This is a genomic window from Trichocoleus sp. FACHB-262, assembly GCF_014696035.1.
Taxonomy (GTDB): domain Bacteria; phylum Cyanobacteriota; class Cyanobacteriia; order FACHB-46; family FACHB-46; genus Trichocoleus.
Genome location: NZ_JACJPK010000117.1, coordinates 1 through 25,288 on the forward strand (window position 1 = coordinate 1; position 25,288 = coordinate 25,288).

At 44.3% G+C, this 25,288-nt stretch carries 19 protein-coding genes and 2 pseudogenes; 3 read left to right on the plus strand and 18 right to left on the minus strand.

Translation table 11 applies throughout. The features are described 5' to 3' along the window. Positions 1-108: 108 nt before the first annotated feature. The 3 genes from H6F68_RS28050 to H6F68_RS29930 all read right to left on the minus strand — a co-directional run bounded on the left by H6F68_RS28050 (position 109) and on the right by H6F68_RS29930 (position 5,116). Positions 109-4,362, minus strand: a complete 4,254-nt coding sequence (locus H6F68_RS28050) for an SEFIR domain-containing protein (protein ID WP_190564203.1) — start codon at positions 4,360-4,362, stop codon at positions 109-111. 119 nt (positions 4,363-4,481) lie between these two features. After that, positions 4,482-4,607, minus strand: coding sequence for a hypothetical protein (locus H6F68_RS29535; protein ID WP_277876175.1), 126 nt, complete (start codon positions 4,605-4,607; stop codon positions 4,482-4,484). Positions 4,608-4,855: 248 nt separating this feature from the next. Then, the gene (locus tag H6F68_RS29930) at positions 4,856-5,116 is read right to left on the minus strand and encodes a tetratricopeptide repeat protein (protein WP_399315341.1); all 261 of its coding nucleotides are present in this window, start codon (positions 5,114-5,116) and stop codon (positions 4,856-4,858) included. A 199-nt stretch (positions 5,117-5,315) separates the two neighbouring features. On the opposite strand from H6F68_RS29930, the gene H6F68_RS28060 reads away from it, so the two are divergent. The 3 genes from H6F68_RS28060 (at position 5,316) to H6F68_RS28070 (ending at position 7,055) form a co-directional block, all read left to right on the plus strand. Next, positions 5,316-5,507: a hypothetical protein gene (locus tag H6F68_RS28060; RefSeq protein ID WP_190564206.1), complete on the plus strand. Its 192-nt coding sequence runs from the start codon at positions 5,316-5,318 to the stop codon at positions 5,505-5,507. A gap of 345 nt (positions 5,508-5,852) precedes the next feature. Next, positions 5,853-6,479, plus strand: a complete 627-nt coding sequence (locus H6F68_RS28065) for a hypothetical protein (protein WP_190564207.1) — start codon at positions 5,853-5,855, stop codon at positions 6,477-6,479. 36 nt (positions 6,480-6,515) lie between these two features. Further along, entirely contained in the window at positions 6,516-7,055 is a 540-nt protein-coding gene (locus tag H6F68_RS28070; protein ID WP_190564208.1) for a hypothetical protein, read from the plus strand. A gap of 20 nt (positions 7,056-7,075) precedes the next feature. On the opposite strand, the gene H6F68_RS28075 is transcribed toward H6F68_RS28070, so the two are convergent. From H6F68_RS28075 to H6F68_RS28135, 15 genes and pseudogenes are all read right to left on the minus strand, one after another. After that, positions 7,076-9,796 carry an NB-ARC domain-containing protein gene (locus H6F68_RS28075; protein ID WP_190564209.1) on the minus strand — a complete coding sequence of 907 codons (2,721 nt, stop codon included), beginning with the start codon at positions 9,794-9,796 and terminating at the stop codon, positions 7,076-7,078. Positions 9,797-10,012: 216 nt separating this feature from the next. Beyond that, on the minus strand, positions 10,013-10,276 hold the full coding sequence (locus H6F68_RS28775; RefSeq protein WP_206755572.1) for a hypothetical protein: 264 nt from the start codon (positions 10,274-10,276) through the stop codon (positions 10,013-10,015). Positions 10,277-10,308: 32 nt separating this feature from the next. Continuing rightward, positions 10,309-12,756: an NB-ARC domain-containing protein gene (locus H6F68_RS28080; RefSeq protein WP_190564210.1), complete on the minus strand. Its 2,448-nt coding sequence runs from the start codon at positions 12,754-12,756 to the stop codon at positions 10,309-10,311. 88 nt (positions 12,757-12,844) lie between these two features. Beyond that, a pseudogene (locus H6F68_RS28085) lies at positions 12,845-14,083 on the minus strand (tetratricopeptide repeat protein). Between the two features lie 68 nt (positions 14,084-14,151). Continuing rightward, positions 14,152-15,714 (minus strand): tetratricopeptide repeat protein, encoded by a 1,563-nt coding sequence (locus H6F68_RS28095; protein WP_190564213.1) that lies wholly within the window; start codon positions 15,712-15,714, stop codon positions 14,152-14,154. A 14-nt stretch (positions 15,715-15,728) separates the two neighbouring features. Continuing rightward, entirely contained in the window at positions 15,729-17,621 is a 1,893-nt protein-coding gene (locus H6F68_RS28100) for a tetratricopeptide repeat protein (protein ID WP_190564215.1), read from the minus strand. 104 nt (positions 17,622-17,725) lie between these two features. Continuing rightward, the gene (locus H6F68_RS29935) at positions 17,726-17,950 is read right to left on the minus strand and encodes a tetratricopeptide repeat protein (protein WP_399315343.1); all 225 of its coding nucleotides are present in this window, start codon (positions 17,948-17,950) and stop codon (positions 17,726-17,728) included. Continuing rightward, positions 17,933-18,520, minus strand: a pseudogene (locus H6F68_RS28105) (tetratricopeptide repeat protein); the annotation flags it as partial. The gene H6F68_RS29935 and the pseudogene H6F68_RS28105, both read right to left, overlap by 18 nt. Before the next feature lie 78 nt (positions 18,521-18,598). Beyond that, positions 18,599-18,859, minus strand: coding sequence for a hypothetical protein (locus H6F68_RS28110; RefSeq protein WP_190564219.1), 261 nt, complete (start codon positions 18,857-18,859; stop codon positions 18,599-18,601). A 182-nt stretch (positions 18,860-19,041) separates the two neighbouring features. Further along, positions 19,042-20,382, minus strand: coding sequence for a tetratricopeptide repeat protein (locus tag H6F68_RS28660; protein WP_242065697.1), 1,341 nt, complete (start codon positions 20,380-20,382; stop codon positions 19,042-19,044). Further along, on the minus strand, positions 20,363-21,709 hold the full coding sequence (locus H6F68_RS28665; protein WP_199300461.1) for an NB-ARC domain-containing protein: 1,347 nt from the start codon (positions 21,707-21,709) through the stop codon (positions 20,363-20,365). Before H6F68_RS28665 ends, H6F68_RS28660 begins: the two co-directional genes overlap by 20 nt. Before the next feature lie 6 nt (positions 21,710-21,715). Continuing rightward, positions 21,716-22,165 carry a hypothetical protein gene (locus tag H6F68_RS28120; protein WP_190564221.1) on the minus strand — a complete coding sequence of 150 codons (450 nt, stop codon included), beginning with the start codon at positions 22,163-22,165 and terminating at the stop codon, positions 21,716-21,718. Positions 22,166-22,641: 476 nt separating this feature from the next. Beyond that, positions 22,642-23,868: a hypothetical protein gene (locus H6F68_RS28125; RefSeq protein ID WP_190564223.1), complete on the minus strand. Its 1,227-nt coding sequence runs from the start codon at positions 23,866-23,868 to the stop codon at positions 22,642-22,644. A 50-nt stretch (positions 23,869-23,918) separates the two neighbouring features. After that, positions 23,919-24,308 (minus strand): hypothetical protein, encoded by a 390-nt coding sequence (locus tag H6F68_RS28130; RefSeq protein ID WP_190564225.1) that lies wholly within the window; start codon positions 24,306-24,308, stop codon positions 23,919-23,921. A 133-nt stretch (positions 24,309-24,441) separates the two neighbouring features. Beyond that, on the minus strand, positions 24,442-24,972 hold the full coding sequence (locus H6F68_RS28135; RefSeq protein ID WP_190564227.1) for an NUDIX domain-containing protein: 531 nt from the start codon (positions 24,970-24,972) through the stop codon (positions 24,442-24,444). Between the last annotated feature and the right edge of the window lie 316 nt (positions 24,973-25,288).

Here is a 25,288-nt window from a genome sequence, read left to right on the forward strand (position 1 = left end):
TAACGGCTTCGATCGCTTTGGTGCGTAGGTCATAACTGTAAGGCGCAGGCATGGGTGTATCTCAATGCTTCTCTCTCTAGAATAGCGTCCTAACGTGCGTGCGTAGGGCTATACAACCTCTGGATTATTGTCTACTAGCTCCTCTGCTTCGATGATTTCAGTCAAATCATTGGCAGCTTCTAAAAGTACTCCCTGGTTCTTGCAAGCTGCTCGAATGATCTTCCGCATTCCCTTGTCCAATCTGAAATGATCTCGACTCCAACGGAAAACATTCGCCACAGCATGTTGAACAGCTGTAGAAGGCGACGAAGCAAGAGTATAAAGAATTTCTGCTGCGATCGCCCTGCATCTCCGTTGAACCCATAAATGACTTGCTGCGTGAGCAAGCCCACAAAGGATTGCTTCATCGTCCTGAGTTGCAAGGTGAGCGCGTATTCGATTAACTGACCATTCGTCTTGATATTGCTGGTACTGAATCAGTAATAATTCACCATACGCTTGCTGGGAGAAGTTTGAGGTGTTAGCCTGAAGCATTTCTAACCAACCATGCACAGTTTCTTCAGGTTCAAACCAACCAATTGTGCGTGATATGAAATATAGTGCCCAAGCATATTGAAGAACTTCTGAGCAGTTACGAATAACTTGATCAAAAAGCTCAGTTGCTTCAGTGCGATCGCCATTCAGCAACGGTGGCATTCGTGACAATATATCAACCCATACGGCTGGATGAGGTTCTACGCCTAGTTGCGATCGGATGAATCTTGCCCAACCCCGCAAGTCTGGAGGATTTTGTCTAAGATACCCCTCAGCGATCGCCCGCACAATATTGCCTCGACCACCGGGTAATATGTGAGAGCCACCCATACCAAAGAGAATGGGTAATTTTAGGTCAGAGTGCTGCTCCTCTTTGCTTCTGTAATGTTCCAATTCTGGTTTAGAGTGGCTAGATAACCACCCCTCCAACAACAATAAAGAGGATTGTGGTAAACCTTGATTTCGCTCTGCAACCTTTTCCAAAGCATGGGCAGCATCAGAGCGAAAGTCCTCTGAGACAAAGCCCCGCTGATCAAGCTCCTCGATAGTACGGATTAAGGCATTTGCTGGAAAATCGGTTTCAGCTAAATCTTCTAGTGCATCGCCCACATAGCTTTCATGCCGCTGTGGTTGTAGTTGGGGAAGAATACGAATGAATCTTGATGGGTCGTCCTTCGCCAACTCACCGAACTCACGAGATTGCTGAATTGCTCCACCTGCTCGGGAACGATCGTCAGACCACTGACGGCGAGGATGGTTCCATTCTGTTTCATCAGACAACTCATCAAAGAGATTTAACAGATGTTGATCTGTTGCATGACTCATCTCATCTTTAGTCATGCGAGGTCCAACGCTTTGAGCGATTACTACACCGCTACTCTTTCGCAGATCAAACCACGGCAGTGCCCGTTCCTCCTCCTCTTTCAACCGCTTTGCCTGAGGACTCAAATGCTCCTCAGGGATAGCTTTTAGAAGAGACAGTCGATGTTCACGATTGTATTCCAGACATCTACGACGAAAATCAGCATCCTTATCGTCTTGGGTTTGCCAGTAGGTAAACTCTCGAATTGTCTGCTCAAGCCGTGCTCTATCCTCCGGTTGTAAACGAGGAAAGATAGCCGCAATCAGCTTTTCTGTTTCTCGATGGCGATCGCCACCCATCTGACTACCCAAGCCGAATCGTCTTGGATCTGCCGACAAGTAACCCAAAACGATGGCAGGCTCTTCTGTAGCGACTACCTCCAATCCATGCGCCAAAAGCCGATGAACAACTAATAGGTCTGAGTCTGCATTTTGCTCAACGAACTGAAGAAAAGCAGTTTTATCTCGTTTTGCTAACTCGGTGATAGCTGTAAGCAAAGACTGAATCACTTCACTCCTGGAAAATTTGAAATCACCTACCCGATCCCAGCGATAACTGATAGTAACGGAATTTGCATCGTAGGCAAGTTGCTGAATGAGATCAACAAACCATGACCAGATCGATGTTAAAAAGCTTTGTGGGTTAACTTCAGCAAATTTCTCAATTTCGTAAAAATCGCTTTCACTTTCGAGTAATGTCTTTAGGGGATTGAAAGGGTCGTGCCGATAGGCATGAACTGAGCGTTCAACTTCATTAGCATCCGCTGGTAACTCTGGGGGTGGTACTCTACTGGCTTCAAGTGCCTGAGTCAGTCGGTATTCTAAATGAGCATGGATAACTCTTGCAGTGCAATCAGGTAAAGCCTCAGCTATCCTTTCCGCGATCGCAGCAACATCATGCCATCCAATGTTGGAGCGTTGAATGACCTGTTGTGCCAACCAAACCCTCGCGGGAGTCCATTGAGTGATATTCCAAATGACTCGGATGCTGAGAAAGTCATAGGTTTGCTCATCCAACCAATACTCCTCTAGCAATCCCCAAACATCTTCCGCCGCAAGTTTTGCAGCGGCTGTTAGGATTGGACAACAATAGACTGCCTGTTCTACTGGTCTCTCTAACCACTGTCTGAATTCAGGTTGATCGCGCAACCTTCTGAACCAACCCGAACTACCAATCATGGCATCCGGAACTTTGATTGCCTCTGTTTCTGAGTTCAGCAGGGGAATGAGTAATCCTGCTTCAACAGGATCGGGATTATGTTGTGCTCCCACAAACTCAATCAGCAAAGTACGGATATGAGGTCTGACTTGTTGTTTAGCGGCGCCTAAGAGAATTTGTAATTGGCGTTGGTACTGCTGAGGTGCGGTGCCTCGTAGATAGTTAAGACTCCTCAGTAAAATTGGTCGAATGAAAAGACCATCCTGGCGCTTCAATACAAAGTCAGATAACGATTTGGAGCCACGGGCAAAGGCTCGTGCTAAGGTGTGGTCATAGAAAGTTTGATGGCAGAAACCAAGCGTTGAGTTTTCCTGGCTAGTCATCAAAATTCCAGCCCGCCGCAAAGTACGGCAAATTTCAGGATTTTCATCAGCGATTGAGGATGGTAGCCACAATGCTTCTTCCTCTGTCATGCGTTCAGCGAGTTGAGTGAGAAATACGATTAGTTGTTGTGCTTCAGGTTCATTATTAATCCGAACTTCCCACAGCCGATCTAGCAGTTTTGGAAAAGATTCAAACGCTTCACCAGGTTTGGCGATTTCCAGAAAAATCTTCAAATGCAAAGGATTTTTCAGCAGTTCACGTAATGGCTCGCCCATGCGATTTGGATCGTGCTGTTCTTGCTCCAGAATTGGAGAGATCTGCTCCCATGTTGGGAGATGGAGATCCAAGCGTTCAAAGTAATCAAGCCGAGCAAACTGGGTTCCGTGACGAAACTCAAATTCACGGCAGGTCGCTACAATATGAACATTTTCAGTACCAGCAAGGGATTGAATCAATGACAATAAAATGTTCAATCGCCCTGGTTGACGATCCAGGAGTTCTGAAACTGCATCCAGTTGATCAATCAGAAGGATTATCTTTTCTGTATTTGCGATCGCTTTTATTGCATCTTTTGGATACCTGTTTAACTCAAGAGCGCGCTGTAGGTCTTCGGCTGTATTAATCGTGTTATTGAGAAAATCAGCTTTGATTGTTAGCAGGGGATACTTTTCTTCTAGTGCCCAATGTCCCAAACTTGCCATTAGCGCTGATTTACCGCAACCAGGAGGACCAAGGACAATTGTTGTAGAAGACGCTTCTGTCTCAATGCGATTGGTCAGTTGAGCTAGCTCGGGACGAGTAATTTGTTGGTTGTCACCAAATGTTGTCCTCCAATTCAACAAACCTTTTGAGGCATTCAGTAGTTCCTCTTTCAAACTATTCAGGCTATCCTGGCTTAGAAAAAACTGCTGGCGATCGAGACGTGGCAGTTGTTGAATAGTACCAAGTGCTGGCATCGGAGTTGCAAATTGATTAGTCAAACGGCGATAAAGCTGTTCATAGCCGTCACTAATGTTGACTACATAAGATGTAGCACTGCGAAGAATAATTGGAATGTGAGTGAGATCCTGGGTAGAGAATGCAATCGGAATAAATTCAGTGTTATTTGTTTGGGAGTCGTAAATAGCTTGAGTAATAATGGCTCCCTGCCAATTAGCTGCTTGCCCTTCAGTTGTTTTACCCTTGCCCGCGAACAGTTGGTTATATTGCTCTGTACAAACAACAAGAACAAATTCGGCTTCCTCAATCCGGTTGATAGCCCAACGAACCCAACCTTCGGTTGGAGATTCCTCGTATTGGTCGATGATACAATCAACACCTTCGTTTCTTAAGCGATCGGCAAGCTCCAGAACATCCTGTTGATGTTTCTCGGAGTCATGACTGTAGCTGATAAAGACCTTGTGAGCCACTTCAGTAGAGTTCATCCTTTCAAAATTTATTCTTTCAGGTTCTGGCAGTCCTGAGCCAGAGGAATCCCTAACTCTGTAGCAACAGACAGGGCGCGATCACAGAATTCCAATGCCAAGTCTGGTTAACACAGTTTTCAGTAGATCGCAGCCAGATTCTGGAGAGTTACGGCTTCTGTGTAGCAAATTTTCAGGGCAATCGCCCATTCCAGAGCCACTTGCAACTCCTCCATAGTCTCTGGATAGCGTTCTAGCCGGATCAAAACAGCTCCCTAATTTCATAACGCATTATATTCTCCTCTACAATCTCTGATTTCCCCGGCAATGGTCAGCCGTTCTTGATAGCACTCAATCGCCTGATCGTAGCAGTCTCAGGCAAAACAAACATTTCCCAGATTGCCCAGAGCAATGCCCTGCCCTTGTAGATCGCTAGCTTCTTCAGCCATTTCCAGGTGGTGTTGATGATGGACAATGGGCTGTTCATAAGCAGTGAGGGAAAAGTAAATATTGTCTAGGTGTCCCCATGTTTGTTTTTCTGAGTGATAGCAAGCTGTTGTTGGCAGTAGTCAATGGCTTTGGAATAATCCCATAATGCCTCGTATACGACTACTAAACTGCCTAAGGATTTTCCTTCACTGCGACGATTTTGAATGGTTCTTGCTAAGACCAGATTACGTTCATACTTCTCGATGGCTTGAGTATAGTCCCCCAAATGGTAAAAAATATTACTAATACTGGCTAGAGAAGAACATTCGCCTCTGCGAGCGCCTATTGTTTTGCAATTTCTGAGTTTTGATGCTGGTAGGCGATTGCTTGATTGTAGTTACCCAGAGAGTTGTAGAAGTTACTGAGTCCATTGAGCAGGACCGTTTCCCAGGTAGAACTTAGCTTACCGAGGAGTTTAGTGAATAGATCGAGTGAGCACCTACATCACGATATATTTCACGTGCTTATTGTAATGACTCTAAGGTTTGCAAATCCTGCTGCAATTCCATCAATGTGACTCCCAGATTGCAGAGCGCGGTTGCTTCACCAGAGCGATCGCCGCTTACCCCTTTAGTGATGGAATTGCGCTTAAGCGTCGATCAATGGTGAAGAATTTGCTACCTATTCTTGATAGTGGCTTGCTTGCCGCTGGCTTGAGTGCGGAGGGTAAGCATTAAGGTGCGAACGATCTTGCAAGTAGTAGTAATGGCGGCGTCCTCGGCAGCGTGAGGAGCTTGAGCTGTCAAGGTACCCTGTTGGGTACTTCTAAAGCGATTAGGACTTGATAATATGTGGGCATTATCAAATTCATCAGTTTCAAGAGGCATTGCAGTCGTTTGAAGCAGTTCTCGCTATCTACCGCAATTCAGCCACTCGTGATACACTTTCACAAGAAAGCCGTCTTGGGAAAGCTCACTCGCTAGTATTTATTGGTACTATTAGAAATAGTTGTCAGATTATGTTTGGGCAACTGATGCTTACCAACGCTGTTTGTCAATCGTTCAACAAATTGGAGAACGTGCGTGGGAGATAGTAAGCTTCAACAAATTCGAGGAAATTCAATGGAATCCCTTCAGGATTTTGGTGTCCTTGACAACATTAAGGATACACTGTACTTGTTTTTTGGAATGGCGCTCGGTTATGCTTTCTGGGAGTTTTGTGAACGTTATGCAAGAGAGCAGATTCTCTACGTAAATCCTATCTTATTCGTAATTATGCTTGTTTGGGGTGCAAGTGGTTTCTTTTTCTTGCCATACAGTCAAGATTTAATTATACAACTATTATGCTACGCAATTCCTGATTGGGATATTCCTTTATCTATGGGGAGGCAGTCTGATCTTTTTCAACATCGTAGTTGGCTATTTAGCTCTATTTTAATCCCACTCATTCTTTTAGGAATAGCAATATTGTCGGCTGTTTTCCGCTTACGTTTAGTTTTGAGTAGTTTAAGGAATATTGCTATAGGTTTATTAGTTGGTATTTCGGCTCACCTCCTTGGAGATTTGCTATTGCAATGGATACCTATTGGAGACACAGATATCAAAATTTATGAGTTGGATAGCTTGCATTCACGCGTTTGGTTATTCTTAAACTTAGTTTTCGGATTGGTTCTTCCCTTCTCGGTCATTCGTATTCAAAAAATCAGATGACATTATCATAATCCAAAACAATCTCATGAGGCTTTTATGAGAATTTCAAAGCGCCAAATTATATCTATTTCTCTTATCGCAAGTATTCCTATACTAGTTACTGCTACCGATTTAAGTTTAAATACTTCTGACAAACCTATTCACTTTAATTTGACTCCTGGCTTCGAAAGAATTACCTTCAGGATAAAGCTTAGTGATCCTAGACAAATGCTAGATCCCCGTAAGTCAGTATGTCCTGGCACAATACAGCGAAGAACACCTGAAGTTTACACCGATCGAAATGCTTCATTTATTCTAAATGTGAATGAAGATTCAAGCTCGATTTCTATTGGTGTTCGTTCTGAAGCAAAATCTGGTTCAGGCACAGATCCGGTCATAATAATTAAGTCCAACAATAACGAGGAATTCGAGGACTTATGTCAAGATTACCGCCATAAAGAAACCGAGACATTTCATTTTGAGGAAGCGAATCTTTGGCAAGGACGTGTTTCAAGAGGAAGTTATTCCTTCTGGATAGGAGACTCTGAAAACATCCAACTTCCTCATTATCGAATAACAATCACTGAGAGTGATTAAGATATTGTAGATTGCTATATTTAGATAGTTGGAGAGGTTTTATTCCGGTTTTTTGCTCGACTTTTATGATACTTATAAAATCGCTCTAAATAGACCTTCTCGTCATCCCTTGAAAGCGCATCTATAAGTTGGGTAGGAAGCTCACTACTTAGCTCAATTTGATACTCTTTTTCATATGACTCTAGTAATTTATTATGAATTTTAGGTAGAGTTTCTTTGAGTTTTTCCGTTTGCTTTAGATATTTACTTAAATAACTAATTAAACGAATTTCTTGCTGGTTTGGATCAAATTCCTCTAGGAGCGCTAAACCGTATAAGTCACCGCATAACTCTTCTGTATCTAACTCACTCCTCCTCCAAAGTCTTTTAATGACTGAAAAAGGAATAAATTCTTCCGCTGGAAAAATAATCATTTCTTTAAAGGACTCCTGTTTATCTTCTGATAAAGAATCAAGGCTCTTTCTAAGATGCTTTGAAATCTCAATCTCAAAAATTTTCCATCCTTTTTCATTAATGCTTTTAATCATGTAATCTAATGCAAGGTTGGGATTATATCCCTGATGAATTCTCTCATCTATTATGTTTCTGCTTAAACTGAACAGAAGTGGCCATTCATAAATTTTATTGACTAATTGTTCAAGTTTATCCCTGTTAATTTCACCATTCTTCTTAAGAGAATATTCTAAAAGAAAAATCATTTCGTCAGATTCCAATGAATCTACTTTAATATCATTAGTAATATGTCCAGTGAGGGTGCTTTTGTTACGAGTGGTTATTAGCAAAGTACAGTGTTCATTGGTAATCTTATAGAAATGGGTTAACTCTTCTTTGCTTTGTACATGGTCCAACACAATTAAGTAGGGTTGATTACTCAATTGTTTCAATATTTCAACGCAATACGTGTCTATATCTTTAGCATGTAGAAAATTTGAGTTTGTTAATTCCTGATGTATTTTTTCTATTGCTCTCAAAATATCATTTTCTTCTAAATCTACCCAGAAGATTCCTCCGGTAAAATGATTGAGGATCTCATCTTTACGGCAAGCCAATAGGGTTCGAGCTAGAGCAGTCTTTCCACAACCTATTGGTCCCCATAGAACGACCATATTTGGAGATCGATCACTATTAAACAACTCACTAGCTATCTGCTGAATTTCTTCGGAACGCGCATTTAGAGGGATTTGCTTAGATTTCGTTCTTAAGAGCACTTCAATACGGGAAGGTGGCGATGGCGCTTCCTGAGTCTGCTGTTCTGTAAACTGCGAACTAGAATTAGAAGCTGGGAAAACCTGTTTGCGATCACGCGGTGCCACTGTTCGTAACTTGCCTAACTCAGGTTTACGGTTTTTGGGTTGACTGGTTAGGCGACGGTAGAGCAATTCATAGCCATCTGCAGTGTCTAGCCTGTAGCTGGTTGCACTGCGAAGAGGACCAGAGATAAAGTTGGCATCCTCCTGAGTCAAGGTAATAGGAATGAACTTCGAATTCTGCCCTTGAGCATCGTAAAGCTCCTGGATAATTATGCCCCCCTCCCAAGTCACTCCCTTGCCTCTGCCAACCTCTTCATGTCCTCGAAAACGGCGATCATACTGCTCCGTACAGACAACCAGTACAAAGTCTGACATCTCAACCTGATTCAGCATCCAGCGTTGCCAGCCCTCAGCAGGCGATTCCTCGTACTGGTCAATCGTGCAGTCAATTCCATCCTTCCGCAAACGGTCAGCCAGTGCTAAAATCCGTTCCTTGTGCTCCTGAGAATTATGGCTGTAGCTAATAAAAACCTTTGGTGATGGAGAATCAAGATTCATTTTCTGAGCCGATTCTGGCAGAACTAGGGGATTGGAAGGTGAGTTTTCAGTATTAGCCCCATAAATATGAATCTCACCGACATACGCAGTTCCACCCTGGACTACAGTCTGCCAACCCTTGGCATTGTCAGCATTGCTTTGCACCATCCCTTCTCTGCGTGGTGTCTCTCCAACGCCTGCCACTGATCCATCTTTCAGCCCCAAATTTGCCAATATCGTAAGTGCAAATGCGCTGGCGTGGCGTGAGGCAATCTCCTGGGAACCTGCCTTATCTGACTTCTCTTTGCCATCAATCAAGTCTGAGATACCCCGAATTACTATTGCCGACACCCGTTGATTCGCTCGTGCTGCCTCCAGAAAACCCAGACCTTCCATCTCAACAGCGATCGCATCTCCATAGTTCGACTGCAGAAACTGAAAAACTTCTGATTGTGTTGAGGCAATCACTTTCTCACCTGCCGCGATCGGAGCCACAAAAACACGAGGTATTAGCTCAGGTACAGTAGCCAGTCGCTGCAACCACTCACCTTTTCTTGCTTCAGCTCTAGCACGTTGCTCCAAACTGTAGGCAGGTAAGCCAATCTCTGGTCTAGGCTTAAATCTTTGTTCGGCTTTACCGGATTCGTATCCATAGATCTTGGTAGATGCCACGACATCACCGATCGCTACATCCTTGATTCCTCCCGCAACCCCAACAAAAAGAACCACATCTGGGCTAAAGTAAGCGAGCGCCCGTTCTGCCTCTACCGCCGCTCCCGGATTACCTGCCCCAATTTCAACGATCCCAACCTCCCAAGTTTGGCTATCCGCTGTGAATTGGCCTCGCTCATATATGGTTCCTTGCGGGTGAATCTCCTCCCGCAGGTTAACGAGATGGGCACGAACAGCAAGGTACTCGACCGGGAGGGCAGTTAAAATGACAGCGCGGAGCATACAGTTTTAGGTGAAGTCGCTGTGTCTATTGTGCCAATTTTTCTTTAAATGTCAGGTAATCAGGGACGGGATTTTATGGTTGGAACCCTGAAGCTTTTACCAAGGTAGCAATTAAAACACTTTCATAAGAGGAAATTGATATACATTCCCCTATCTCCCTAACTTGCCAAAGCATGTTTAAATAAATTAGCCTATGCACTTCTCCTTACCCCAGTGTTACCGCCAGTAAGGATGCCCAGCCTCTTCTAGCCTTCCTTCTTTAGCCCAGCCAGCCTTTTGTAAATCATTCCAGAGCCATTGGTAAACTAATTCTGTTACAGGGCATGCCCCTAACCATTGAGAAGTCAACGGCGAAGTTGAGTTGAATGTAATAGTTGGATACATTGACGTTTGAGGGCGCAAGCATCGGAACTGTTCTTGTGCCGCCCGCCAGCGAGAATCATCCTCGGAAATTGGGTGATCGCTCAGACTAAAGTTCACCTCACTAGACTGATTTAAGTCACTAGACTGATTTAAGGGTAGTGGTTGCCAAAACTGATAAATGCTCTAATTTTATCTGAGCCAGATTTGGGTGGCACCACTACACCGACTAGCTGAACTGGAAAGATTGCTGCAAGTGGTAATTTAGGTACCAATCTTGAAAACCAAGTCTTAACAATCTGTTCATACCCTTCCACTGCTCCCTGATAGATGTTTGCAGCGTAAGCCAACAAAGAATCAGGAGTCCAATTGTGCTGTCTAAAGTTCTGAACAGACAGTGGGAGACAAAGGTGCGTTTGCCCCCTTTGACGTGCAGCCTCAATCTCAATTCCAAGTTGTTTGTAGCAGTGCTGCATTCTCAATGTAAGACTTGACGGTTTAGTCCGAAATAGTGGTTCCTCTAAGGTGTCTAGGAGGATCGGGGTTATAAGGAACGGATCACGTTTAAGTAGGTGAGCTGCTGCATACCAAGCTGCTTCCAAAGAAAGGTAGCTAGGTTGTACAGGAAGCGATCGACCTTTTAACTGTGCAGTCGACAAGCTAACAATGTCTTCAAACGTTCGTTGCCAAGCCCAAGATGCCTGAGGGTTTAGCGGTGAAGACTTGAAATGGTTCCAACCAGCATCAGAAAGTATGCTCCAGGCTGAAATACGAGCAGCATCGTCATCCTGAAAAATGTGTTGACTTTCTGGCGGTAAGTCAACAACAGTTTCTGCGCCAGAAGGTGAAAAATTCCAGCCAGTTTGCACGTAGGAGATCGGTCCCCAAGGCTGGTCTAAATACTGCTGGTTTAAACTGACTCCAAGGATAGGAAGAGTATCGTTATCCCGCAGATGGAAGGTGATACGGGCTAATGCACCCAACCCCTGTATCCAGGCATGTGACGCAGTTCGTACCTGCCATCCCCAATCAAGTGCCGTCAATTGAGTAACATCTGTAATCCACTGCCAGTCCAACCATTTCTTACGAAGAATTTCAGAGACCAGCAAGGGATTGTGTTTTGCGATCGCTGCTACTTTTAGAGTAACAGCCTTCCATAAGCTATCCGGTTGCTCTAACTCGACCAGTTTGACCTGGAAAAACTCTCGGATCAGTTCGTGTAACCTGTACGCCTGTTTATCTTCACGTTGAAGCAGATGAAAAGCTAGCAGGAAATCGTCTCTGGTTTCTTCCAGTTCTTCCTCTTCATAGTTGGGAAAACACTCCTCTACTAAGTTCCAGGGAATTGGAACAACATCAAAAATGCTGAGAAAACACCCGACCATCTGGGCGAGGGAGGGTAGCTCTCGCCAACTCAAATCAAAAGCATCAGCTACGCCCATTTGTGCCGTCATGTCAGCTTCAGACTTCGGTTTCTTGAGTGCCTGCTGCTCCAACCGTTTAGCTTGCAAGCGCTCCAGCATTGCTGCTAGGGATAAATCTGGTTTTCGTGCAAGGTATCGTCCGATCAATTCCAAACCAAGAGGAAGATAGCCAAGCCACTGGCAAATTGCTTTGGCAGCGGTTGCCTCTGCCTCGACTCGTTCTGCTCCTGCTAAAAGACCCAATAGCAAAATTGCAGCATCAGGATGGAGAACGTTTAATTCCAGTCGTTCCGAATCCTTCAGCAGTCGTAGCCTTGTTGTAAGGAGAACATGAAACCGAGAATTGGGTGGTGGGAGGTAAGGTCGGATTTTGGTGTAGTCAGCAACATCATTGAAGATGACCAAGACCTGATTGGGATTCCAGTGCTGCCAGCACCAGCGGACTTGATTAGTTAATTCTGTTATGCTGTTCGGCAGGTTCAAGCCCAAATACACGGTAGCAAAGTCAACAATCTGCGCCGCTACATTCTGTTCTCGTGCTTCTATCCAACAGACACCGCCACTGTAATCGTTTTGATGAGCGATCGCATACTGAAGAGCAAGTTCTGTCTTACCAACACCGCCCATACCAGCGATCGCAGAGATCGCAATGCAATTCTCCTGCCGCAATCGATTATGCAACCATTTCAGTTCATCAGCACGACCAACAAATTTTTCTAGTTCAATACCACTACAAGGTAGATTTTCGGGAATCCCAACAGGAGCTGGTAAGGGTTGGGGTTGATTGATGTGGATATAGCCAATATAGGCAGTTCCATTCTCGACTTTGGTTTGAAAGACTTGAGCATGGCCAGAGGCAGTCATAGTCATGCCATCCAGACTCTGGAATTTTTCTGGGTAAATATTTTGAATAATTGCTTGCGCTTCGGCAGCGAATTTAGCATCCTGCTGAAGTGTCGATTTTAAGTGCTCGATCAGATGATCCAATTCTGGGCTGGAACCCTGCTCAATAGATGCCAAAGTATTTGCAACTTCGGAATCGTGCTGAAACTTGTCCTGAACCAGTTGATACAAGGTTTGCGTTTGGGCGATATTAAATTCGCTTTGTGTTTTTGTAGGATTGCCAGCAATATCATCCGCAATCAATTCCGCCAGCAAGGTCACAGGGTCTGTCATCAATCACTTGAAATGAGGTGAAGGCGTTGATTCTGTTATAGCCCTATTTATGTTCTTTGTCCTATGGCTGCTGGTTACGCCCCAGACTCTAATGTTCGGATTTGTGAGATCGAAGCCTTTCTAAGTTCTGGCAGAATGTTTGCGTATTGGGATGATCAATCCCTAGTTGACGTTCGGAGATCTCTAAAGCTTGTTGGTAGCAAGTTTCAGATTCAACATATCGGCATTGAGCTTTGTATAGAAAAGCCAAATTGTTCAGACCAATTGCCACATCAGGATGATCTTCACCTAACAGTTGTCTTTTGAGTCTCAAAGCCTCTTGATAAAGCGGTTCTGCCTCACTGTAGTTACCCTGTGAACGATGAAGAGCCGCCAGATTATTTAGGCTAATTGCGATATCTGGATGATTCTCGCCCAACAACTGCTTCCTAAGCTCTAGAGCTTTGCTACATAGTAGTACCGCCTTATCAAAACATCCTTGTCGTTTGTAAATTACTGATAGATTATTCAGAATCCATGCTACATAGAGATGAGTCTCCCCAAAAAATTGCTTATATATTTCAAGAGCCTGCAAGAACAATTTCTTTGCTTCATCAAAGTAATTCTGATCGTAGTAGAGACTAGCTAGATTACTCAACGTTTGGGCCAAGTCGGGATGTTTCTCCCCTAGCAAGTTCTTACGAATTTCTATCGCTCGACCATAAAGCAGTTCTGCATCAGAATAACGTCCTTGCAAATTGTGAAGACCAGCCAAGTTATTTAGAACTTGAGCCATATAGAGCTGGATTTCTCCTGATTCCCCCTGGGAAAGCTCCAATGCTTCTTGGTAAAGAGATTCTGCTTCACAGAAACGTCCTTGATGCGTATACAATAATCCCAAGTTAATACGATTAGTTAGAATATCTAAGCTCTCCTGATCCGACGAATTCTTGATCACCTCAAATGCTTATAGCAGAAAACTTTCTGCTTCTTTGTACTTCCCTTGCAATCGATATGATTCTGCCAAGTTATTTAGAGAGGCAATGATATTTGGATCAGCTTCACCAAGTTTCTCGCTAACCGTTGAAAGACACCTTTTTCTCCAGTTAATTGCTTGGTTATGAGCTCCTTGCCCTTCATAAAATCGAGCTAGACCTACGAATGTTTGAATCAGATCTTCATTACTTAGCCATTCATCAAATTCATATGTTAAATGTTCCACATGAGGTATAGCTAAAGAAAAATTCATAATGAGTTCATGAGTCAGCAATTTTGAAATTTGCTTTGTTATGCTTACCATGGTTGAAGTAAATGCCTGATTAAGTTGCGCTACTTCAATAGATTGCATATACTTGCCAAGCTAGATTTACGCGATCGAACTGCTCCATGTTTCTGAAAAAAGAGTATTTATTGGGTTTAACTTTTACCCTTGCTGTTGCCAAAACCACGTCCACCTTCACGGTGTTTAGCTCTTTTACCCTTAGGTGTTTTTCTTTTTCTACCTATATTCAACCGTAAACTTATTAATTCATTACGAACTTTGATTGTATTTAGATGGCTCTTTCCAAGGTTTTCTTCAAAAATGACTAGGGCTTGCTGAAAAATAGGTTCAGCTGTTGCGTAATCCCCTTGAGATGCATGAAGAAAAGCTAGGTTGTACAGACTTTGAGCGAAATTTGGGTGAGCTTCACCAAGCAGCTCCTTGTAAATTTTAAGAGCCTGTAAATAGAGTGATTTTGCTTCGTTATAACACTCTTGACTAAGGTGGAGTGTCGCAAGGTTATCTAAAGTTTGAGCAACATCTACATGCTGTTCTCCAAAAAACTGCTTTCTCTGGCTTAACGCTTGCAAATAAAGTGATTCTGCCTCTGTATAGCGATTTTGATAGTAGTAGAGCACTGCGAGATTATTCATTACTCGAGCTGTGTCGGGATGATTGTCACCCCATAAGTCTCTATAAAGCTCAAGAGACTGTAAATAAAGGGGTTCTGCCTCGCTATAACGCCCTTGTGCTTCGTAAAGAACTGCAAGGCTGTCTAAAGTTTGGGCAAAGTCCACATGCTTTTCACCTAGAAAGCGTTTAGAAAGCTCAAGAGCTTGTAGATAGAGTGGTTCCGCCTCTTGATAACGTCTTTGAACTCGGTAAAAGCCAGCTAAGTTATTAAGGATGACACCAAAATCTGGATGGTCTTCGCCCTGCAACTCCCTGTAAAGCTCAAGAGTCTTTAAATACAAAGGTTCCGCCTCATTATAGCGACCTTGTGCTTCGTAAAGACCTGCTAAGTTGTTTAGAATCTGGGCAAACTCTAAATGATTCTTACCCAAGACCTTCGCAGAATTTTCTAGTGCCTCTAGATAAAGTTTTTCAGTTTCCTGATAATATCCCTGGATACGACGTAAATAGGCGAAATTACTTGTGATATTTATTATCAATGGGTGAAGATGATCAAAAAGATTTCTAGAAATTTCAAGAGCTACCTGATAAAAATCTTCAGCCTCTTGATAACGCCCTTGGTAAACATAGAGTCCTGCTAAACTATTTAGAGTATTAGCTATACGATAGTCGTCTATTTCTTGGGAGGCTTTATAAATTCTTATAGCTTCTAAAAGAAGTGGTTCAGCGTCAGAATAACGCCCTTGTTTTTCATAAGCCAAAGCTAAATTATTCAAACTGCTTGCTGTGTATGGATGCTCATTACCCAAGCGTCTTTGAATAGTTGATAAACTCTGTTCACCCCAATGTGCGGCATGAGCATAATCCGCTTGTCCCTGACTGATTCTCATTAAACTAGTGAAGGGAGCAATTAAATCCTCATCACTCAAAGAATTAGTTAGCTCTGTAGCCACTTCTTCTATGTGTGGTATGGCGGGCAAGATTGATGTGAGTAATTGATAACTTGGCAACTCTGGAATTTGCTTAGCCAATGTTGCTAATGTTGTCGCAAATGCCTGTTTGAGTTGTTCCTCTTCTCGCTGCATAAAGTTTGTTCCTGCTAATCTACACAATTTTGGCGCGATCGCAAACTCTCCAAATTCTTACGAATAGTTACTGTGTGAGGATGATCGGTTCCAAATCCATGCCCGGCAACAGCTAGTGCCTGAACCAAACGAGATTCTGCTTCGCTATAGCGAGATTGAGCAAAATACAACACGGCTAAACTGTTGAAACTTTGAGCTATATCTGGATGCATCTCGCCCCAAATCTGCTGTCTGACTACTAATGCCTGTTTCAAGAGATCTTCAGCCTGGGAATAGTGCTCCTGTGAGGTGTACACCAGTGCTAAATGGCTCAAACTATCTGCCACATCTGTATGTACCTCTCCAAAGAGTTGTCGTCGCATTTCAAGGGTTTGGAGATGTAGTGCTTCAGCTTCTTCATTGTTGCCTTGAAGCCGATAAACTTCTGCAAGATTGTTCAGGATCGTAGCAACATCTGGACGAGTTTCACCCCAAGCCTGTTTTGTGAGGGTTAGCGCCTGTTTGTAAAGGGATTCTGCTTCAGAATAATGTTGCTGTAAATGGTGCAGTTCCGCCAGGTTGTTCAAAGTTGTTGCAACTTCTGGGTGAAACTCACCCAGAAGTTGCTGAGTGATTTCTAGAGATTGTCTATAAAGGGGTTCTGCTTCGGGATAGCGCCCCTGTATGGCATAAAGCAGCCCTAAATTGTTTAAACTAATGGCAACGTCGGGATGTACCTGTCCTAGAATCTGCTGCCTGAGTTCTAGTGCTTGTAGGTAGAGGGGTTGTGCGTCGGTGTAACGTCCTTGATCGCGATACACTCCGGCTAGATTATTCAAACTGCTAGCAAAATAGGGATGCTCCTCGCCAACAGTTGACTTCAACAAATTCAGGACTTGAGTAAGTTGCAATTCTGCTTTGTTGTAGCGTCCCTGAGAATGATACAAGCTTGCCAAGTTGTTTAAAGTGGCAATCGCTAATGGATGTGCTTCTCCTAAAGCCTGTTGGCTTCCTTCCAGCGCTTGTCCATACAAACTTTCTGCCTCTCTATAGTGTCCCTGAGATTCAATGAGGGCTGCCAAGTTGATTAAGCTTTGAATTACATCTGGATGATTTTCGCCTAAGGCCTGCTGCCGCTGCTCCAAAACAGTTTGGAACACTAATTCTGCTTCCTCGTAACGTCCTTGAAAGCGGTAGAGTTCTGCTACGTTGTTCATAGTAGCGATCGTTAGAGGATGGGATTTACCCAAACCCTGCTCACTCAAGGTCAAGGCTTCTGTAAGTGGTGGCTCTGCTTCGCTGTAACGTCCCTGCTCTGCATAAAGGGTTGCCAGATTATTCAAGCTCTGAATCACTTCTGGATGCTCTTTGTCCAGCACTTGTTGCCTCAATACTAAAGCCTTGGCAAACAGTCGCTCTGCTTCAGCATAACGCCCCTGTAGACGATATAGTTCTGCCAGGTTGTTCATGCTAGTTGCAACATTGGCGTGGGCTTCACCAAAGAGGTTTTGACTCAGGTGCAAATCCTCTATAAAGAGCGGTTCTGCTTCAGCGTAGCGTCCTTGCATGACGTAGGCTGCTGCCAAATTATTCAGGCTGGTAGATAAATCTGGATGATCCTCGTTAAGGCGATCGCGAACAATGGCGAGGCACTGCTCATACCAGGAGGTGGCCATTGTATAGGCTCCTTGTCTAGTGTAGAAGCGACTCAAACCTACAAAGGGCCAGATTAGATCGTCATCTTGTAGAGAATCTTGATGATTAGTAGCTGCTTCAATTAAGTGTGGAATTTCTAGAGTAACTTCTGAAATGTAACCAAAAGCTAATGAGTCGGGGATATTTCTAGCAACTTCCGTCATTGTTGCTAGAAACATTCGCTTGAGTTGCTCTGCTTCGGACTTTTGCCATATTTGAACCAACTGTTGCATGATTCGTTACCTCATGAACTGCTTAACTGAATGGACTAGTCCTTTAATCAAAATAGTTAGAAGGATGGGTGAAAACAAGAAGAGTAACAATCGCGGAATTATCTTTAATTTTTGGGCGGCACGTGTTGACGGTGAAGCTTCTTCAGATTTTCTTGTACAAAGACTACAAAGGAGTGATTATGTGATAATTGCTTTTCCAGGATTTGCAGTGATCGCTTATAGAGAAGTTCAGCTTCCTCATAGCGTTTTTGAGCTTTGTAAAACATTGCTAAATTGTTGAGGCTAATAGCAACTTGATAGTGCCCTGTCCCTAGTCGATACTCAAGAATTTCTAAGGAGTGTCGCAGGAGGGGGTCAGCTTTATCAAACTTCTTCAGAGCAGTCAAAGTTATCGCCAAGTTATTAAGGCTTTGAGCAATGTCTAAATGGTCTTTCCCTAGATGACGTTTCCGGATAGCAAGTACCTGTTGATGAAGCAATTCTGCTTCAGAATAACGCTCTTGACCACGATAGACTTCTGCTAAATTGTTGAGGCTAGTAGCAGTAACAGGATGTTCCAAGCCTAATTGATGATCGTAAATCTCTATAGCTCTTTTTAGTAGGGATTCAGCTTCAGTAAAACGTTCTTGGTTGTTGTAAACCGACGCCAAGTTGTTGAGAACTCTTGCGACATCGGGACTGTCTGTTTCTAACAGGTTTTGGCGAATCTTCAGCGATCGCTGAAAGCAAGATTCAGCTTCGGCGTAGCGCCCTTGTGCGTCGTATAGAGTTGCCAGAGCATTGAAGTTAACTGCAACGATCACGTTTTCTTTACCAAATTGGCTTTCTAGAACATTGATCGCTTGCTTATAGAGTGCTTCAGCTTCGGTAAAGCGTCCCAGTAGACTGTAGAGCGCAGCTAAATTGTGTCAACTAGCCGCTGACTCAGGATGTGTTTTGCCCAAATGTTGCTCCGTAATGCTCCTACATCGTTCTAACTAAAGTAATGCTTGAGGATAAATTTCCTGCCCCTGGTAGAACCATGCGATACGAGTATGGGGAACAATCAAGGATTCTTTATCCAACATTGAATCTATTTCAGTAGCCGCAATGATATGAGGAATGAGTGGGGTAACTTCTTCGATTAAAGCCTGAGTGGGTGTTTGAGGAATTCGGATCGCTTCTGCTGCCATGACTTGGCAGAAAGCTTGCTTTAATCGATTAGTTTTAGAAGCTTCTGGTTTATCAAAGTTTGACATCACCTTTCCCTGTCATCACATTTTTTGTTTGTTCTGTAGTTAGTTTTGGTAGTTGATACTTGTTCTAATAAGCGGCTTAGACTAGCGATAAATTTTGGTGATGCCTGACTAGGAATGTAGTGGCGATGATGTTTGACCTTAATCTATGATTTTATATTTTATGAGGAGGCAGGAGTGGAGGTTCATATGGAGGGGCGATTGGGAATGGACTGAAGTTGGAGGAGGGTATGCTGCACGAGGGGATGATCGGAAAGGAGAGCAGTCTGCTCTGCTTGGATAACCTGAGAGATCAACTCAACAAAGTTTTGCCACACTGTAATGGTGGTAGGATGGCTCTCACCCAAACAATCGACCACAATGCTCAGTGCCCTTAGATAGAACAGTTCTGCCTCGCCATAGCGTCCTTGAGATTGGCAAAGACCTGCCAGGTTGTTGAGGCTCTGAGCAACGTCGGGATGCGTCTCACCCAGCAGCACCTGTCTCAGTTCCAGGGCTTGCACATAGAGTGCTTCTGCCTCGCTGTAGCGTCCTTGGGCATAGTAGAGTAACGCCAAGTTGTTGAGGCTCTGAGCAACATCGGGATGCGTCTCACCCAGCAGCACCTGTCTCAGTTCCAGGGCTTGCACATAGAGTGCTTCTGCCTCGCTGTAGCGTCCTTGGGCATAGTAGAGTAACGCCAAGTTGTTGAGGCTCTGAGCAACATCGGGATGCGTCTCACCCAGCAGCACCTGTCTCAGTTCCAGGGCTTGCACATAGAGTGCTTCTGCCTCGCTGTAGCGTCCTTGAGACCTATAGAGTTCTGCCAGGTTGTTAAGGCTCTGAGCAACATCAGGATGCGTCTCACCCAGCAGCACTTGTCTCAGTTCCAGGGCTTGTGCATAGAGCGGTTCTGCCTCGCTATAGCGTCCTTGAGCATAGTAGAGTAACGCTAGGTTGTTGAGACTGAGCGCGACGTCAGGATGCGTCTCACCCAGCAGCACTTGTCTCAGTTCCAGGGCTTGTGCATAGAGCGGTTCTGCCTCGCTATAACGTCCTTGAGCATAGTAGAGTAACGCTAGGTTGTTGAGACTGAGCGCGACGTCAGGATGCACTTTGCCAAATAGTTGCCATTTCAGCTCTAGTGCTTGCACATAGAGCGCTTCTGCTTCGCTGTAGCGTCCTTGAGACTGGTAAAGCCCTGCCACGTTATTGAGACTTCCGGCAACATCAGCATGCGTCTCACCTAGGCGGACTTTGATGGCGGCAAGGCATCGCTCATACCAAGGTTGTGCTTGATTGTAAGCTCCCTGTCCTTGGTAAAAACGACCTAAACCAACATATGCCCAAATTAGTTCCTCATCGGGAATACAGGGAGTTAGGACGGTTGCTACTTCTTTCAGATGAGGTAGAGCAAGGGTAGCTGCTAGAATTAAATCTTGTGTGGGCGATTGCGGAATCTGATAGGCAATCTGGAGCATTACCTGACACAATGACTGTTTCAGCTGCTCTGCTTCTGTGTTTTGCTTAATCTCCAGCTGCAACATCTGTCTCATCCTCCAGCTTGCTTCTGAAAAACTCTCGAATTAATGAATGGAGACGATAGATTTGCGCTTGTTGTTGTGAGAGTTGCAGTAAATGAAAGTCCAGAAGTTTAGTTCTAGCCTTCTCGAACCCCTCAACATCAAACTCCTTGCTCCCCTCAGAATTCTCACAGTACTTCTTCTCCACAGATTCTGCCAAATACCAGGGAATCGGAGCAGGAGCAAATAAGCTCAACAACTTGCCCAAGTGTTGACTGGGTTCATCTAACTCCTCCCAACTCAACTCAAACGCTGCCTCTGCTCCCTGCCTTGCCGTCGATGTTGCTGTTGCCTCATCTCGTTGCAGGGCATCATGCTTGATTGCTTTGCGTTGCTTGGCTTTCTCTTGCAACCGAAACAACAACGTCGCTAGCGATAGATCCGTGCGTTTGAGCAAATAGCGACCAACCAACTCAATCCCTAGGGGCAGATGTTCCAACCAGGCACAAAGAGATTGGGCAATTTCCAGCTCTGGCTGTACCCGTGCTTCCCCGACTAGCACAGTCAACAGTTCCAGAGATTGTTCTGGGGACAATACATCCAGGGAGAGAGATTGGATCGGGGGACCAAAGGTGAGTCGGGTGGTCATTACTACCTTGAAGCGATTAGAGGCAGGGGGTGGCAGGTAGGGTTCCACATCGCGGCTATAGTTAACCACATCATCTAAGACCAGCAGCACTTCTCCTTCTCTCCAGTTGCGCCAGCAAAAGGCAACCTGATCCGGAAGTTCCAGCCCTTCGGGAATCTTCAGGTTCAGTTGTGACTGGGCAAACCCCACCACTTGGGTGCCCAGATTAAATTCCCTAGCAAATAACCAGGCGATGCCACCTGTGTAAACATCGGCATATCGCTGAGTGTACTGGATTGCTAGTTCAGTTTTGCCCACACCCCCCATGCCCTCAACTGCGGAGATGGAAACTAGGTTGCCTTGTTGCAACTGCGTGTGAAGCCGTTCTAACTCTGGTTCGCGTCCAATGAACTTGGCAACGCCACTGCGGGGGACGTTGTTGGGGATTTCTTTAGGTTGAAGTGACTTCAGAAATAACTGGAGAGCCTTTGTTAGCTTTTCCTCATCTAAGCCGTGGAGGTGAATGCCCATATTGGCAACACCGCCATCTTCGACTAGGGCTTGAAATCCAACGGCATCACCAGAGTTGTTTTGGATAACTTGTCCAAACCGCTTGTCTTGTTGTAGATGTTCAACCAATTGTTCGATCGAAGCCGCCGCAGGTGCCGTTTGTAAATCTTCTTCGATCAATTGTTTAAGTTTCTGAATCAGTTCATCAGCCATAGATAGTCACTGCTGTGGAGGATTAGGAGTATTGTGTTGATGAATTTCACCAATGTAAGCCGTGCCACCCTCGACTTTGGTTTGCCACCCTTTGGCGTTGTCGTAGTTGTTTTGAGTCATGCTGCTGTTATCTTGTAGCTTTCCAGCGTGGATTTCTTGGGCGATCGCCCGAACCTCCGCAGCAAACGTTGGGTCGAGCATTTCCACTCCTAATAGGGTTCCAACAGTTTCGATCGCAGTCTTATCCCCAGTTTCAGCTTTTGCCAATGCATCTTCTGCCGCTGGGTGTTTACCTCTCAACCGATCCCAAATCTTCTTACGGAGTTCGCTCATTTTGGCGATCGCCTCTGCCGAAAACTTCTTCGCTAGTTCACCTGCTCCGGACTTAATGAATTCTTGGAATGCTAAGGTGGCGATCGCACTACCGGTCAGTGTTGTTGTAACTGGGTCTGCCATAAAAGTTTCTCCTGAAGGCAATACCTCTTTCTGTTATAGCCTTCTTGGTAAACGAGGGTCGGAATGGAGAGTTTTGGAGAGGCAAAGTTTAAGCGCCTCAAACTCCTACTGGAGCTACCAAGCAGCATTCAATTTTCTCTTAAACTAAAACTATCAACTGCATTTCATGATGGCTTTCCTTAAGAACTTGCCCCAGGGATTCCAGGAAATGGTTGCTGCTATCAGTAATCTTGTTACGGCGCTCCTCTTCAAAGCATCATATAGATGTGATTCTATAGCAGTAGAATACAGAGGTAAGTTTTTTGAATTTTCTCAACTGAAGCGAGTTTACGATTGGAGTGAAGATAAAGGTTATATCAACTTTGCTACATGGGTGTAGTCAGCTCGGCACAGATTCTTTAAACGATAACCTCCCAAACTGGATATTCTTCAACGACAGAGCGGGTTTGATCTCGCTCAGTAGTTTTAATGGGACACTAGAGGGTTCTAGGAGGACGCTTATTTTCTAGGCGAATTCGATTATGGCAGGTCGGACATTCGACGACTTTATTAGCAAGTCGCTCTGAAGAAGTAGGAAAGTACCCGAAGTAGTCAACTTCTGGATCGCAGGCTGCCAAATTGAGATGCCTATCCCAATCAATATGCCCTGGGAAACGATTTTGAGGACGACAGTGTGGACAAGGCACTCGAACCGTTTTCCAAAAAGAGTCTTCCATAAATTCAGGGTCGTACCAACCAAAGATAGGGCGAAGCACTAAAGCTAATAACTTGTTAGGTCCTGAAGGTGAAATTCGCGTATCAGGACCAACTGTGAGCGGGTCGCTATTATTTAATATTTTGAATAAACGATGGGATTGAGTGGACGTTAATGAGGGTATTGGTAATTGAGAAGTTTCAATAAAAAGAGGAGCCAAATCAGGACGAGATTTGTCTGGGATAACATAAGCTCCTTGAATGGATTTGTCTGAATTTCTTCGACGATCAATCAAAAAGAGTAGTTCTGAGCAAGTCCAAAAGGAATCGAAGTAATCATCTGTAAGAAAAACAACGGCTTTGTTTGTTGATGTTATTTCATGTCCTAACCGAGCTACACCTTCCCACATCTGTTGATGTGTAACGCACTCTGTTCTATATGAGTATTCTGCTTCGGGCACCATCCGAACATTGAGACCAGATGACGTTGCGAATTCTTGACTCCAAATTTCTGCGGCCTTCTGCTGAGTTCCACGAAAGCTTAAAAATACATCAGCAGCATTACTAAACATCCAATATTGGCTTGCTATTGAACTGGTAGAGTTTTTGGCTCTGCTAGGTGTGAAACGCTTACCAGCAAGAATTGCAGATAGATACTGGTCGAGCCATTCTCCTAGCTCCTCGTTTGTAAATGCCTCACCATGAATTGGGGCAAACTGATTATAAGCCAGCACATTGCGTGGCAACGAGGTTCTGCTAATAATTATGTGCTTGCTTCCTCGCTGTTTAGGTATTTCGCTGAAGGCATGGTAAGCGTGACCAGGTTCAACAGACCCATCCCAAAGTACTAAATCTGAGCTCATACTTGCTCTAAATGAATCAAAACGATCTGCACCAGATTGGGATACTGTTAGCTTGAGGCTAAGACGGTTGCAAGCAGGCTGAACATAGCGATCCAAGAGGCTTTGACCATTATCATTATGAACCCTGAAAAAGAAAATTGTTGTCATAATTACTGCTCGATCTCCCCAATTTGTCTAGCTCAGATTGGTAATTCACTCTATGCAGCTGGTAGAGACACAACTAGAAGCGCGATCGTAATCAAAAATGCGATTAGATAGGGAAGGTTTGACCAAGACTTAAGCGTGCTAGGCAGTTGTTGTAAGAATGTGGTTGAGGAATCTGGCTTCAAGAAGTTTCCTTTAGCTCTCTCACTCCATGCGTCATCCTCATTAGTTCCATACCCCCCAATAATGCGAGTGAGGCGGTTAAAGTTATCACGAAACTTCCGCTCCAGATACAGGTAATAAATATCTAAGACACCAAACAGCAAAAAGGCGACAAATGCTAACACAAACAATGCAGTATTTCGATTAGTAAACCCAAACCCTACGATCGCCGCCCAAACCGTGATGCCGACTTTCTTTACTTCTAACGAGTTGTTTGCCATACGAGCGATTGTGCTCTGCAACATCTCGCTTTGTTTAATCCAGTAATCACGGTTTTCTTCGCTTAGGTTTGGCATAGTTCTGACATTGTTTACGATCAGCAATCATCGCTTCACGATCGAAAGCCAACCAATTCTACTGGAAGTGCTGCTCTTGCAACTTAAAGTACCCAATCTGACAGGCTGCATAGTTACAGTTCTTTAAGTAATGGAAAGGATGCCATTCGTTTTTTCCGATCGATTCCAGGTAGGTGCCATCCTGTTGAGCGAAATCAGGCTCTATCTCAGTAACATCGGCATAGTAGAGGTAACAGATTTCATTTACTTGAGTGCCTACGATGTACTTGCCAAAGGAAGAAACCTGCACACGATACCCAGTTTCTTCATAGGTTTCTCGTATTGCAGCAGATTCTGGCGATTCTCCCTCCTCTAGTGCTCCAGTAATAGGACAGGGAAAGAGGGTTAGTGCTCCATCCACTTCCTGATTATCAATACAGAGATGCTGCTGCCGAATCAAAACTTCATACTTCTGTGGATCCCCGCTAGTTCTTCTTAATAAAAAAACAGCAACGGAATTTTTACCCTTGCGCTCCAGATACTGAAACCCTCGAGGGCTTTCCTTGACAGCAATCCATTCTGTTTGAAAAATAGTCCGATCTGTTTCCATAGATTGAGTCCGCCCCTCTGTACCTATTTTCTTATAGATTGAGACTCTTGACCTGGTTAAGGAATAACCGCAGCTGCCAATAACAGATTCAGCTTGGTAGAAGCCACATGAATATTGGCTCAACCTTACAGAATCAGAGTGTTTTTAAGTTTCAGTACTCAGGTCACCTGCTGCACTCTGTTGCTATGCTGGTTGGCTGACCACACCACCTTATTGCCTACCCAGCCAACCAAACACTTAAACCATCTGCCTCTATCGACTCAGGTCTATGAACGCTTGCCTCAGGGTAGTTGCTCTCGATCTTGACTTTGTGGGC